12 protein-coding genes are annotated in these 12,868 nt (G+C 33.6%); all 12 read left to right on the forward strand.

Annotation, left to right across the window (positions count from 1 at the left end; genetic code table 11):
• Nucleotides 1-315 precede the first annotated feature (315 nt).
• The 12 genes from BACCELL_RS15540 to BACCELL_RS15595 all read left to right on the forward strand — a co-directional run bounded on the left by BACCELL_RS15540 (nucleotide 316) and on the right by BACCELL_RS15595 (nucleotide 12,840).
• On the forward strand, nucleotides 316-873 hold the full coding sequence (locus BACCELL_RS15540) for a UpxY family transcription antiterminator (RefSeq protein ID WP_007212841.1): 558 nt from the start codon (nucleotides 316-318) through the stop codon (nucleotides 871-873).
• 69 nt (nucleotides 874-942) lie between these two features.
• Nucleotides 943-1,377 (forward strand): UpxZ family transcription anti-terminator antagonist, encoded by a 435-nt coding sequence (locus BACCELL_RS15545; protein ID WP_007212842.1) that lies wholly within the window; start codon nucleotides 943-945, stop codon nucleotides 1,375-1,377.
• A 19-nt stretch (nucleotides 1,378-1,396) separates the two neighbouring features.
• A complete protein-coding gene (locus BACCELL_RS15550; RefSeq protein WP_007212843.1) occupies nucleotides 1,397-2,449 on the forward strand; it encodes an NAD-dependent epimerase in 1,053 nt (350 codons plus the stop codon).
• A gap of 21 nt (nucleotides 2,450-2,470) precedes the next feature.
• Nucleotides 2,471-3,784, forward strand: a complete 1,314-nt coding sequence (locus tag BACCELL_RS15555; RefSeq protein ID WP_007212844.1) for a UDP-glucose dehydrogenase family protein — start codon at nucleotides 2,471-2,473, stop codon at nucleotides 3,782-3,784.
• 152 nt (nucleotides 3,785-3,936) lie between these two features.
• Complete coding sequence (locus tag BACCELL_RS15560; protein WP_007212845.1) at nucleotides 3,937-5,187, forward strand: flippase; 1,251 nt, start codon at nucleotides 3,937-3,939, stop codon at nucleotides 5,185-5,187.
• Nucleotides 5,180-6,316, forward strand: a complete 1,137-nt coding sequence (locus tag BACCELL_RS15565; protein WP_007212846.1) for a CapA family protein — start codon at nucleotides 5,180-5,182, stop codon at nucleotides 6,314-6,316. The genes BACCELL_RS15560 and BACCELL_RS15565 overlap by 8 nt, the downstream gene beginning before the upstream one ends.
• A 43-nt stretch (nucleotides 6,317-6,359) precedes the next feature.
• Nucleotides 6,360-7,247, forward strand: a complete 888-nt coding sequence (locus tag BACCELL_RS15570) for an ATP-grasp fold amidoligase family protein (RefSeq protein ID WP_248604800.1) — start codon at nucleotides 6,360-6,362, stop codon at nucleotides 7,245-7,247.
• Between the two features lie 13 nt (nucleotides 7,248-7,260).
• Complete coding sequence (locus tag BACCELL_RS15575) at nucleotides 7,261-8,421, forward strand: O-antigen ligase family protein (RefSeq protein WP_007212848.1); 1,161 nt, start codon at nucleotides 7,261-7,263, stop codon at nucleotides 8,419-8,421.
• Nucleotides 8,422-8,730: 309 nt separating this feature from the next.
• Nucleotides 8,731-9,714 (forward strand): acyltransferase family protein, encoded by a 984-nt coding sequence (locus BACCELL_RS27765; RefSeq protein WP_007212849.1) that lies wholly within the window; start codon nucleotides 8,731-8,733, stop codon nucleotides 9,712-9,714.
• 4 nt (nucleotides 9,715-9,718) lie between these two features.
• A complete protein-coding gene (locus BACCELL_RS15585) occupies nucleotides 9,719-10,873 on the forward strand; it encodes a glycosyltransferase family 4 protein (protein ID WP_007212850.1) in 1,155 nt (384 codons plus the stop codon).
• On the forward strand, nucleotides 10,870-12,012 hold the full coding sequence (locus BACCELL_RS15590; protein ID WP_007212851.1) for a glycosyltransferase family 4 protein: 1,143 nt from the start codon (nucleotides 10,870-10,872) through the stop codon (nucleotides 12,010-12,012). The genes BACCELL_RS15585 and BACCELL_RS15590 overlap by 4 nt, the downstream gene beginning before the upstream one ends.
• Nucleotides 12,013-12,015: 3 nt before the next feature.
• Complete coding sequence (locus tag BACCELL_RS15595) at nucleotides 12,016-12,840, forward strand: glycosyltransferase (RefSeq protein ID WP_007212852.1); 825 nt, start codon at nucleotides 12,016-12,018, stop codon at nucleotides 12,838-12,840.
• Nucleotides 12,841-12,868: the final 28 nt, after the last annotated feature.

Genomic DNA, 12,868 nt, shown 5'->3' on the forward strand with positions numbered 1-12,868 from the left:
ATTATTTTTATTAAACACTTTGTTCTTTCGAAAATCCCCCTTATCTTTGTGCCCATTAAACGAACGATTAATAGTATATTTTGTTCTATTAAGTCTTTTGTTTACAGTATATTAGAAGTCGAGAATTGTGCTTTTTCAGCAAAATCAGCTTTTCCAGTCTTCAAAAGTGCCTGTTTGTACTTCCTGCGATAGGGAGTCTGAATTTAGGCCGTTGAACGTAGCAAATTCACCATCACGGATTTACGTTTTAACCGGAAGGAATTTTCATTCCCCGGTGTCCCCAAGAAATATCCAGACGAGAACAGTTAATCATTCATGAGCTCTCAATCTTCCATTTTGAATTCTGAATATCATTGGTATGCTTTGCGTATCACCTATAGCCGGGAACTCGTTTTGAAAGAGTTTTTGGACAAGAATAATATCGAAAACTTCATTCCTATGCGTTATGAATATGTAACGCGGAAGGAGCAACGTATTCGTAAACTCGTTCCTGCCATACATAATCTGGTTTTCATTTATTCCACTCGTAAGAAGATTGACGAAATTAAGGAGGAAAATGCTGTTCTTCTACCTCTTCGCTATATCATGGATCGTGAGACGAAGCAGCCGATTATTGTTCCGGAAATCCAAATGCGCCATTTTATAGCCATCGCCGGTTCTTACGACCAACAAGTAATTTACTTGCCGCCTACGGAATATTCCATGCAGAAAGGAGATCGTGTCCGCATCACCGGTGGGGTTTTCGAAGGTGTCGAAGGTATATTTGTTCGTGTAAAAGGTGATCGTCGGGTAGTTGTTTCTATTCAGGGGGTTATGGCAGTAGCTACCACTTTTATTCATCCCTCTCTTATTGTTCCGATAACAGAAGAATAATTCATAATTCTGCACATTGTACTTTGTTACTTATACGCTTTGTAATTCATAATTTGTAATCTTAATTATATGAAGTCTCAAATCGATGCTTTGCGTCAACTCACGCATGAGCTTCTTTATCTTGGCATGGATGGTGAACCCATTTATGCGGATCGTTTTCGTCAACTAAATTCAGATGTTTATAATCAGGCGGAAGCCTTGTATCAGAAAAAAGCTCGGAATGATGAAGAAGAAGCGACTCTTTGTGTTACTCTCTTGAAAGCTTATAGTGCTACGATTTATGATCGTGGCGATAAAGGAGGAAAAGTTCAAATACTGCTTGATCGTAGTTGGGAGGTTCTGAATAAAATATCTGATTCTTTGTTGAAATGCCAATTGTTGGTGGTTTGCTATGGAGAGACATCCGATGAGGAGTTGGCGAAAGAAGCACGTGCGATTATGAATGGCTGGGGTGATTCTCTAACTGTTGAACAACAAGAACTTCTAAATGAATTTATTCCCTAATATTTGTCCATAGTTTTATATGAAAATTCTTGTTACGGGGGCTGCTGGTTTCATTGGCTCGTATGTTTGTAAACGTCTACTTTCTCGTGGAGATGAGGTGGTAGGGCTTGATAATATCAACAGCTATTATGACGTCAATCTGAAGTATGGACGTTTGGGTACTTTAGGCATTGATAAAAATACGGTTGATTGGTATAAATTTGTCCAAAGTAATACATCTGAGCAGTTTCGGTTTGTACGTATAAATCTGGAGGATAAACAGGCGATGCGAATGCTTTTTGCTAATGAGTCTTTTGACAAAGTTGTAAATTTAGCGGCTCAGGCTGGAGTACGTTATTCAATAGAAAATCCATATGCATACGTGGAAAGCAATATAGATGGTTTCTTGAATGTATTGGAAGGTTGCCGTCATTACAAAGTGAAGCATTTGGTTTACGCTAGCTCCAGTAGTGTTTATGGATTGAACGGAAAAGTTCCCTTTTCTGAAAAAGATAGTATCGCACATCCTGTAAGCCTTTATGCAGCGACAAAGAAATCAAATGAATTGATGGCTCATACTTATAGCCATTTATATGGCATTCCTTCTACTGGTTTGCGCTTCTTTACAGTTTACGGCCCTTGGGGACGTCCGGATATGTCACCTTTCCTTTTTGCAGATGCCATGTTACACGGGAGGCCAATAAAGGTTTTCAATAATGGTGATATGTTGCGTGATTTTACTTATATTGATGATATTATTGAAGGAATCCTTCGGGTGATAGACCATATTCCTACTTCTAATCAGGATTGGAGTGCTCAAAACCCTGATCCGAGCTCTTCCACTGCTCCATATAAAATATATAATATAGGTAATTCTCATCCAGTGAAACTTATGGACTTTATTCAGGCAATTGAAGGAGCTATTGGACATCCTGCAGAGAAAATATATCTTCCGATGCAACCGGGAGATGTTTATCAGACAAATGCAGATACTTCGGCTTTGCAGAATGAGTTGGGATTTAAGCCTGACAAACCTATTAAAGAGGGAGTTCAGGAAACGATAGACTGGTATCGTTCTTTTTATCAATTGTAATCAAAAGTAAACTAAGATAATATGAAAATAGCAATCGTTGGTACCGGCTATGTCGGTTTAGTGACAGGTACCTGTTTTTCGGAGATGGGGATTGACGTGACTTGTGTGGATGTGCAGGACAGTAAGATAGAAAAACTGAAGAAAGGTATTATTCCCATTTATGAGCCGGGCTTGGAAGATATGGTTCATCGTAACTATACTGCGGGTCGTCTGAAATTTACAACGGACTTGAAGGAGTGTCTGGATGATGTAGAGGTTGTGTTTAGTGCTGTTGGTACTCCTCCTGATGAGGATGGCAGTGCTGATTTGAAATATGTATTGGAGGTAGCGCGTACCATTGGCTGTAATATGAATAAGTATGTGCTGGTTGTGACTAAGAGTACGGTTCCTGTGGGGACTGCACAAAAGGTAGAGTCTGCCATTCAGGAAGAACTTGACAAGCGTAATGTAAAGATAGAGTTTGATGTGGCTTCCAATCCCGAGTTTTTGAAAGAAGGTGATGCGGTAGATGATTTTATGAAGCCCGACCGTGTGGTAGTAGGTGTGGAGTCAGAAAAGGCTAAGGCTATAATGGAACGTCTTTATAAGCCTTTCATGATGAATAACTATCGGTTGATATTTACTGATATTCCTAGTGCCGAGATGATAAAATATGCTGCTAATTCTATGTTGGCTACACGAATTAGCTTTATGAATGATATCGCTAACCTCTGTGAACTGGTTGGTGCTGATGTAAATATGGTTCGCAAAGGTATTGGTGCGGATAGTCGTATTGGCAGTAAATTTCTGTATCCCGGTTGTGGATATGGTGGTTCTTGTTTTCCGAAAGATGTAAAGGCGTTGATAAAGACTGCTGAAAAGAACGGTTATCCGATGCGTGTGTTGAAGGCCGTGGAAGAGGTGAACGAGAAGCAAAAGAGTATTCTTTTTGAGAAATTATTGAAACATTATAATGGAGACTTGAAAGGTAAGCAAATCGCTTTATGGGGTTTGGCTTTCAAACCTGAAACGGATGATATGAGGGAGGCTCCGGCATTGGTTTTGATTGATAAGTTGATAGAGGCTGGTGCAAGCGTGAAGGTCTATGATCCGATTGCGATGGATGAATGTAAACGTAGGATAGGAGATAAGGTTGTCTATGCTACGGATATGTATGATGCGGTGCTGGATGCGGATGCGTTGTTGCTGGTGACGGAGTGGAAAGAGTTTAGGATGCCGAGTTGGGGGGTACTGAAGAAGACGATGAAGAAGGCAGTGGTGATTGATGGAAGAAATATATATGAGAAGTCTGAATTACAAGAGTTAGAGATTGTTTATGCTTGTATCGGTAGATAGCTATGGTTGAGGGCTCATTTGTGTAATTTGATTTTTGTGTAAAATATTGTTAGAATTTATACTATTTGTGGAATTAATGTTTGTAGGCAGAGGTTTGGTAGAAGACATATTGTATAGAATGCTTGTAAGGAAAGTGATATTGCTTAATTTTTATGATAGGAAAAATTAAAAATATCTATAAGTATAATGAGAATGCAAAAGTTTTGGTAAATAACTTTGTTTTTCTTATTTTGTTGAAAGCTGCAAGCTTTATATTCCCATTAATAACATTACCTTATTTGTCTAAAGTAATAGGAGTTGAAAAATTTGGAGCAATAGCATTTGCTGCGGCTGTTATGACTTTTGTTGAGACAATTACTGATTGGGGATTTAACTATACAGCTACTCGTGATGTAGCAAAATGTCGTGATGATTTGCAACAAGTGTCTCGAATATTCAGTGAAGTTATGTGGTGTAAAATAATATTGACCACTATTTGCTTCTTTGTTTTATATTTGCTGTGCAATTGTATTCCTTATTTGGGAACTTATAAAAATCTTTTGTTCTTTACTTTTGCTTATATTCCTGGACATATCTTTTTCCCTGAATGGTTGTTTCAGGCTTTTGAACGTATGAAATATATTACAATATTGAGTCTTTTATCTAAATTGGTATTTACGATATTGATATTTGTATGTATTAGAAAGGATGTGGATTATATTTATCAACCTCTTCTTAATGCAGCAGGGTTTGGTGTCAGTGCATTTTTTGCTTTTTACATCATATTGAATAAGTTAAAAGTGCATTTTCTTATTCCCTCTCTCAATAGTATATATATGAGATTGAAGAGTAGTGTTGATATGTTTATTAGTTTGATTTTTCCAAACTTGTATACTAGTATGTCTACAGTTATTTTACAAACTTATTGTGGAAATACTGCTACGGGAATCTATTCTGGAGGGCAAAAAATGCAGAGTATAATAGATGAGTTTACTAAAGTTTTGTCAAGAACATTTTTCCCCTTTTTAGCTCGTCGCAAGGAAAAACATTATATATATGTTTGGATCAGTGCTATTATTAGTGTTTTGTCTTGTGTTCTAATGTTTTTGGGGGCTGACCTGTTTGTTGAGTATTTGTTAACGCCGGAATTTCATAATGCTGCTGTAGTAATTCGAATTTTTTCAATTTCTCCATTTTTTTTGTTTTTAATGAATACCTATGGTACTAATTATTTGGTTATTGTTGGTAAGGAAAATATACTTCGTAATATAATTGTTGGATGCTCTGCTTTAGGATTTGTATTAACTTGTTTTTTTACTATTCAATTCAGCTACATAGGTGCATCTATTACAGTAGTTTCAGTTTGGGGAATTCGAGGGATGCTGACGTATTATTATGCAATAAAATGTAAGAAAAATGGTTAATTTATTGATAGCAGGAGATTTTTGTCCTAATGATCGTGTGGCTAGATTAATAGAGCAAGAGGAATATTCAGATATATTAGGTGAGATAAAGCCTATAATTGCTCAAATGGATTATTCATTGATAAATTTGGAATGTCCTATAGTAGAATGTCCAATTAAACCCAAAGAGAAGCAAGGACCTAATTTGAAGGCATCTCAGTTAGCAGTTAAATTGATTAAATATGTTAATTTTAAATGTGTTACGCTTGCTAATAATCATTTTCTTGATTATGGAGATGAAGGAGTGTCTCATACATTAAATATTTTGCGATATGAGCATTTGGATTTTGTAGGAGGGGGCGAGGATTTGTCGAGAGCTTCTGGTATTTTATATAAAGATATAAATGGGAAAAAAATTGCTTTTATAAACTGTTGTGAACATGAATTTTCTATAGCTACAGAGCATTCGGCTGGCGCTAATCCTTTGAATCCAATACAACAATATTACGCGATTGTAGAAGCGAAAAATAAAGCTGATTATGTAATTATAGTTGTTCATGGTGGGCATGAATACTTTCAATTACCCAGTCCTCGTATGCAAGAAATATATCGCTTTTTTGTTGACATAGGTGCAGACGCTGTAATTAATCATCATCAGCATTGTTATAGTGGTTATGAGGTGTATAAAGAAAAGCCTATATTTTATGGGTTGGGTAATTTTTGCTTTGATAAAAATACTCAAAGAAATTCTATTTGGAATGAAGGGTATTTAGTTAAATTAGTACTGGATAATAAAATTCATTTTGAACTTTATCCATATATTCAATGTAATGATACTCCTAATGTTGTTTTAATGAAAAAGGATCGTGTTGATGATTTTTACTCTTCGATAAAATGCCTTAATGAAATAATTGCTGATAGTTGTAGGCTAAAATTGGAGCATCAACATTGGATGAAAGAGAGAGAGGGTAATTTGAAATTGGTGCTTTCTCCATATTCGAATCGTTGGTTTCGAATAATGGCAAGTCGAGGCTTATTACCAATGTTTTTGTCGAAAAAACGAAAATTGTCTTTGTTGAATTTTATTTACTGTGAGTCACATCGAGATAGAATTGTTTATCTGTTAAATGAGGGTGAAAGGAATGAATAGGTTTTTGAGAGGAATAAGGCGTCCTCATTTATTGTGTAATTATTTGATAAAGAAGATGCCATGGCTGTTTACAGATAAAATGTATTTACGACTTAGATTTTATTGTGAATTGGGATATTGGCTGGATTTTAATAATCCAAAGACTTTTAGTGAGAAACTTCAATGGCTCAAATTATATGATCGTAGACCTGAATATACAATAATGGTTGATAAAATAGAGGTCAAGAAGTATGTTGCGGAGAAGCTAGGACCTGAATATGTTATTTCAACATTAGGCTTTTGGAATACGCCTGATGATATTGATTTCGAGGCTTTACCAAATCGATTTGTATTGAAGTGCAATCATAACTCTGGAGGGCTATATCTTTGTCGAGATAAAAGCACAATGGATGTTGAGGCGGTTAAGAAAAAGTTGCGTAAGAGTTTGCGCCAAAACTATTACTGGTTAGGGCGTGAATGGCCTTACAAATATGTAAAGCGACGTATTCTTGCTGAAGAGTATATGATAGATGAAAATAAAAAAGAATTGGTTGATTATAAATTTTTCTGTTTTCATGGAACTCCTATGTTGTGTCAAGTTATTTCTGATAGAAGTGAGGACGAAAAAATAGATTTCTATGATATGAACTGGAAAAGGCAGAATGGATTGATTGGGTTATCTTCTAATGTACGTAATGCTGAAGTTACAATGCCAAGCCCACATTCATTTGAACAAATGAAAAGAAATGCTGCTATTCTTTCGTGTGGTATCCCTTTTTCTCGCATTGATTTTTATGAAATAAATGGTCGTTGTTATTTTGGTGAAATCACATTATATCCTAATGCTGGCTTTGGAAAATTTCGTCCAAATGAATGGAATGAAGAAATCGGCAAATGGTTAAAATTACCTTCGTTGAAGAATAACAAAGTGAAAGGAGAGGTCGTAAACTAAGATTTGTTTACCAATGAAAATGCCGAAAAATGGTACTAATGTATGGATATGGATTCTGTTTTTATTGATAATACTGTATCAGCTGAAAGGAGTATTGTATCCAGAAGGAATTATAAGTGTAGGAATAGCAATGTTAGAGTTGCTTCTATGTTTTTTCTTTTTTTTAGGAGTTATTTTATCTAAACATGTTCCCAATATAGCTTTTTCTCTTGTTCTTTTAGTAGTTGTTGTTACTATATCCTTCTTATTTTCGCCTATGGTTTTGTATGGTTCAATAATTGGGAAAGTAAGTACATTCCCTATGTATAGAAATATCATTGGTGCTGTTCTACCTTTTTTTCCATTATATTATTGGGGCCGTAAAGGAGAGATAGGTGAAGGGATGTTGAAAACATTCTTTTTTTGTGTGTTTGTTGTTACAATACTGGTTTTTATACGGGGAACGTTCCTTGCTGTAGATGAGAAAAATGCGGATACGACAATTAATGAAGCATACCGTTTTGTGTTCTTATTACCTTATGTTGCAATGCTAAAAAAAAAGTGGGCATTCATGTTTGTTGTTTTATCGCTTATTCTTATTCTTTTAAGTGCTAAACGAGGGGCATTGCTTGCTTATAGTATTGGTTTGGTAATCTATGCATATTACTTTCTAAAGTCAAATAAACATTTTGTTCGGAATATTATTATATTATTGTTAGTATTTACTTTAATAGTGTATATTGGTATAGAGATATATAATAATAATCCTTATTTGCAATTACGATTAGAAGATACATTGGAAGGGAATACTTCTTCACGAGATTATTTACTTGTGAAAATGCTTTCTCATTGGTGCAATAGTAATAGTGTCATGGATTACTTTATAGGAATTGGCTTTTGTCAAAGTGTTTGTATTGCTGGTAATTATGCTCATAATGATTGGGTTGAATTTTTGATAGGTATGGGTCTCATAGGAATAGTGATTTACTTCTTTTTCTATCTGTCTCTTTTTAGATATTTTCTTTTTAGGAAAAAAATATGTAATCTTTCTTCGTTTTCATTGATAGTGTATATGCTTTTTTTGACATCTTTATATTCAATGGCTTTCTTTAATGAGCCATCTTGTTTTTGTTTCATATTATTGGGATATTTGGCCGGAAAAAATGAATATCAGAGGTGTCTAGTTAGATGTTGATTTTCATCATATTTTATGTTCTCGGTTATAGATGACTGAAATATTACTATTTTTCATCTGTATGTGAGGCATCATTTTTTCCATCCGGTCTCTTATGATCCTTCATTAGTGAAGAATTCTCAAGATTAGAACACTAAGTTACAGTAATTGCTCCACAGAGTATTATGAAAATATTGATTTGGAGGAAAAATAGCATTTTATCATATTATAATGAAGCATGTGTTATCCTATAAAAGTAGTTGGAAAAAAAGATATCTCATATTGATATTATACGTCTTGATTAGAAAATGAATTGTTTATTGGCAAGGAATGAAATATAGAATTGGTTATTTTGATTCGGCAAAAGGATTTGCTATATTTTCAGTTGTATTAGCTCATTTGAATACATTTTTAAATTGGAAAAATCTTCTTTTATCCTACGTGGTTCACAGCTATTTTATGTCGTTGTTTTTCTTTATAAGTGGCTATTTCTGTTATAGAGAGGTTCCGTTTCTACAGTTTTCTTTCCTTAAAGGGAAAATAAAGCAGTTGGTGATACCTTATTTGACGACTTGTCTGTTGGTGTGTTTTTTTTATTCATTATTATTTCAAACTAATTTACTTGATAGATACTTATTGGACTCTTCTAAAGGGGGATATTGGTTCTTGTTGACTTTGTTTACATATTATTGCTTCTATTTATGTGTAAATAGAATTGCGCAGCTATTTAAGAAAGAGATTCAGAAGAAAAGTATATTTGTAATATTAATTATATTATTGGGAGTGGGGATTGTTTTTGTTACTTCTTCTGTTTCTGTACAAATATCATATTTACTCTCTCTTCCAGAACTAAGACGTTTTTTTCTGTCTTTTTCATTCGGTCTTATTGTAAGTTGTTTTGCATCCCATTTTAATGTTTGGAATAACAAAACTACTATATTGAGTGGCATTCTGTATTTTTCTATAATGCTGATGAACTATGATGATAAAACTTGTATAGGCTTTGTTTTATGGTTGACGGTATCTAATCTGGCTTGTCTGTTTATCATTAATATTTTTCGTCTTTTGGGAGATAATGTTTCGCGTTTGAGAACTTATGGAAATAACTCATTGGGTATTTATTTATATCATTATATATTCGTCTACTTTCTAAAATATTTTTTGCCTTCCTCTTGGTTTTATGGAACTTCTACTTGGGATATTATACTAATATTTTTATTGTTTTTTATACTTTCCATCATAGTACTAGAGTTAAGTTTATTACTCATTCGATTGACGAATAAACTTAAACTAAATTTTTTAATAGGTTCTTAACATTATGCGAATATGCTTATCAGTTGGTGCATATCCTACACCAGAACACCCGTTTGCAGCTTTTATATCTTCATTGGCAGAAGAATTCTCTAGATTTGGCCATCAAGTATTTGTTATTGCTCCACAGAGTATTACAAAAATACTGATTCGAAGGAAAGATAAAGCTTTACCATATTATATGGAGTATCGTACTGGTGGTTCGATAATAAGAGTGTTTCGTCCTAAGGTTTTGACATTTGGTGATAAACGATTACTGGGTCGAATAACCATGAAAATGAATCAGTGGGCTGTCTGTAGATGTTTCAAGAAAATAGAAGAGAGATTTGATATAGTATATGCTCATTTTTGGACTTCAGGCTACAATATAATGCCTTGTGCAATAAAATATCAGCTTCCTTTGTTTGTTGCATCTGGAGAAGATAAGATTTTTTTTACGCAATTGATATCTAGTAGAGAGGTTCTTCAATTGAAACGTGTAGTAAGAGGCGTTATTTGTGTTTCAACTAAAAATCTGAAAGAATGTATTGCTTTAAATTTAGTTGAAAAAGATACTTGTATCATACTTCCTAATGCCGTTAATTTAGATGAATTTTATCGGATGGAAAAAAGTATTGTTAGAGGGAGATTAGGATATGCTGTAAATGATTTTATTGTAGTATTTGTCGGACGATTTGTACATAGAAAAGGAGCTAAAAGAGTTTCAGATGCAATTGCTAAATTGAAAGATGATTCTATAAAATCCATTTTTATAGGTAGTACGATGTCTGATGAAACTAATGATGAAGAACCTAATTGTTCGGGAATTTTATTTAAAGGTAAATTAAAACATTCAGATATTCCATTATATTTGAATAGTGCAGATGTGTTTATTTTGCCATCATTGGCCGAAGGGTGTAGTAATTCTATAGTAGAGGCTTTAGCCTGTGGATTGCCTGTGATTTCATCGGATATGGAGTTTAATTATGATATTCTAAATACATCAAATGCTATCCTTATTAATCCTTTAGATGTAGAAGAAATAGCTAAATCTATTAAATATTTAAAGGAGGATAAGTCTCTTTGTAAGCAAATGTCATTTTCTGCAATAAAGACGGCTCAAACATTAAATTATTCAGATAGGGTATTGAAAATTCTTGAATTTATTGAAAATAAAAAATGAAAGTTGTTGCTTTTTTAATTAATCAATTGAGAAAATCAGGGCCTGTAAATGTTCTTTATGAATTGGTTGCTAACATTGACCGTACACGATATAAACCTATTGTAATAAAATTGATGACTGATGATCCAAATAAGAATATTACAACTAAATTTGAAGAAATTGGTATTGAAGTTATTGGTTTTAAATTTTCTTTTTGGGATTTAGAATTGAGAACAAAAAGGGTAGCGCATATCATTGGAGATTGTTTGTTGGAAAAAAGGGTTGTATTGTTGCATTCTCATGGTTATCATCCATTGTTGATTAGTTCTTATGTCAATTTGGATATTATAAAATTGGACACTCAACATTGTATTTCTATCGATTCTTTTAGGGCTTCAAGAGGGAGGATAATAGGTACGTATATGCACTATCGTTATGTATATCGATTAAAGAAAATATCTGCTGCTGTATCTATCTCGAAATCAGTTAAGGATTATTATTCTCATTTTAATTTTCCAATATTAATTCATATGATATATAATGGAGTTAATATGGAGCAATTTGTGTTGGGAGTTCATGATAAACAATATTGGAAAAAGAAGCTTGGATTTGCAAATGTAAATTTATTGATTGTTGTTGTAGGGCATTTAAGTAAACTAAAAGATCCACTGCTTGTTGTGAAAGCATATATTTCAATGGTTAATCAAGGTTATTTGAAAAATTCTTCGCTATTATTTTGTGGAGCAGGTTCGGAGGAAAAGGAATGTAAGGCTTTGGCTCAAAATTATTCTCAGATTATTTTTAAGGGGTATGTATTTAATGTTGCTGATTATTTAAGAGCAGCTGATGTTTCAATTTGTGCTTCGCATTCAGAAGGGTTTGGGCTTAATTATATTGAGGCATTAGCATCAGGAGCGTTAGTGTTGAGTAGTAAAATTTCGACTTTTAATGAGTTTTCACAAATTTATCCTTTATTACAGAAATATCAATTTGGTAAAGGAAATCAAAAGGAGTTGGAAGAAGTATTGATGCGTGTGGAAAAGAAAACGGAAAATATTGATAGCTTGATGGATGATGTAATTGCAAATTTTTCTTCAATTCGTATGGCTATGGAATATATGGATTTGTATGATGTATATTTGAATTCCCCTAATGTGTAAAATATGTATGATTTAAGTAATATTGCTGTACTTTTACCGGTTTATAAAAATGATAATGCTAATTACTTGTCTTTTTCAGTTGAAAGCATACTAAAACAGACTTATCGCAATATTATCATTTTCATCGGAATTGATGGGCCAATTGGAAATGAATTATATCGTTGTTTGCAAAAATATGAAAATCACTCTCAAATTAGAATCATTTATTTTCCTGAGAATAGAGGCTTGGCAATGGTTCTTAATGATTTAATTATGATGTGCCATAAAGAAAGTATTGATTTTATAGCTCGTATGGATGCAGATGATATTTCAGTACCTAATAGATTAGCGAATCAGGTGAATTATTTACTATTGCATCCTGAAGTTGATGTTGTAGGCGGTCGTATTGAGGAAATAAACGAACAATCTGAAAGAAATGGCAAGAGTGTTACATACCCCTTAACTCATCAAGAATGTTTTAAATTCTTTAGATATCGTGATCCATTAGCACATCCCGCCGTGATGTTTAGAAAATCCTTTTTTGATAAAGCCAAAGGCTATCGGAATGAATACCGTAAAAACCAAGATACCATGCTATGGTTTGATGGATTTATGAATGGATGTATTTTTGCAAATCTGGATGAAACGGTATTACTCTTTCGTGTCACTGACGATTTCTATAAGAACAGAAGAAATGGTTTTAAGCGGGCGAAGAAAATGTTGAAAGATCGATTTATGATAAATAAGGCTCTTCACTATGATTGGTCTGCTTACCTCTTTTCATTTTTGATGTTTATAATGACTCTTACTCCTCCATTTTTGAAGAAGTTCTTGTATCGGATTAGATGAAATTTAGAAATCTCTGTTTACTTCTGTC

The organism is Bacteroides cellulosilyticus DSM 14838 (assembly GCF_000158035.1).
Lineage (GTDB): Bacteria > Bacteroidota > Bacteroidia > Bacteroidales > Bacteroidaceae > Bacteroides > Bacteroides cellulosilyticus.

Bases quoted from the DNA above. Each gene is read 5' to 3' on its own strand.
- BACCELL_RS15540 (WP_007212841.1), top strand. From the start codon at position 316: ATGAGCTCTCAATCTTCCATTTTGAATTCTGAATATCATTGGTATGCT.
- BACCELL_RS15545 (WP_007212842.1), top strand. From the start codon at position 943: ATGAAGTCTCAAATCGATGCTTTGCGTCAACTCACGCATGAGCTTCTT.
- BACCELL_RS15550 (WP_007212843.1), top strand. From the start codon at position 1,397: ATGAAAATTCTTGTTACGGGGGCTGCTGGTTTCATTGGCTCGTATGTT.
- BACCELL_RS15555 (WP_007212844.1), top strand. From the start codon at position 2,471: ATGAAAATAGCAATCGTTGGTACCGGCTATGTCGGTTTAGTGACAGGT.
- BACCELL_RS15560 (WP_007212845.1), top strand. From the start codon at position 3,937: ATGATAGGAAAAATTAAAAATATCTATAAGTATAATGAGAATGCAAAA.
- BACCELL_RS15565 (WP_007212846.1), top strand. From the start codon at position 5,180: ATGGTTAATTTATTGATAGCAGGAGATTTTTGTCCTAATGATCGTGTG.
- BACCELL_RS15575 (WP_007212848.1), top strand. From the start codon at position 7,261: ATGAAAATGCCGAAAAATGGTACTAATGTATGGATATGGATTCTGTTT.
- BACCELL_RS27765 (WP_007212849.1), top strand. From the start codon at position 8,731: ATGAAATATAGAATTGGTTATTTTGATTCGGCAAAAGGATTTGCTATA.
- BACCELL_RS15585 (WP_007212850.1), top strand. From the start codon at position 9,719: ATGCGAATATGCTTATCAGTTGGTGCATATCCTACACCAGAACACCCG.
- BACCELL_RS15590 (WP_007212851.1), top strand. From the start codon at position 10,870: ATGAAAGTTGTTGCTTTTTTAATTAATCAATTGAGAAAATCAGGGCCT.
- BACCELL_RS15595 (WP_007212852.1), top strand. From the start codon at position 12,016: ATGTATGATTTAAGTAATATTGCTGTACTTTTACCGGTTTATAAAAAT.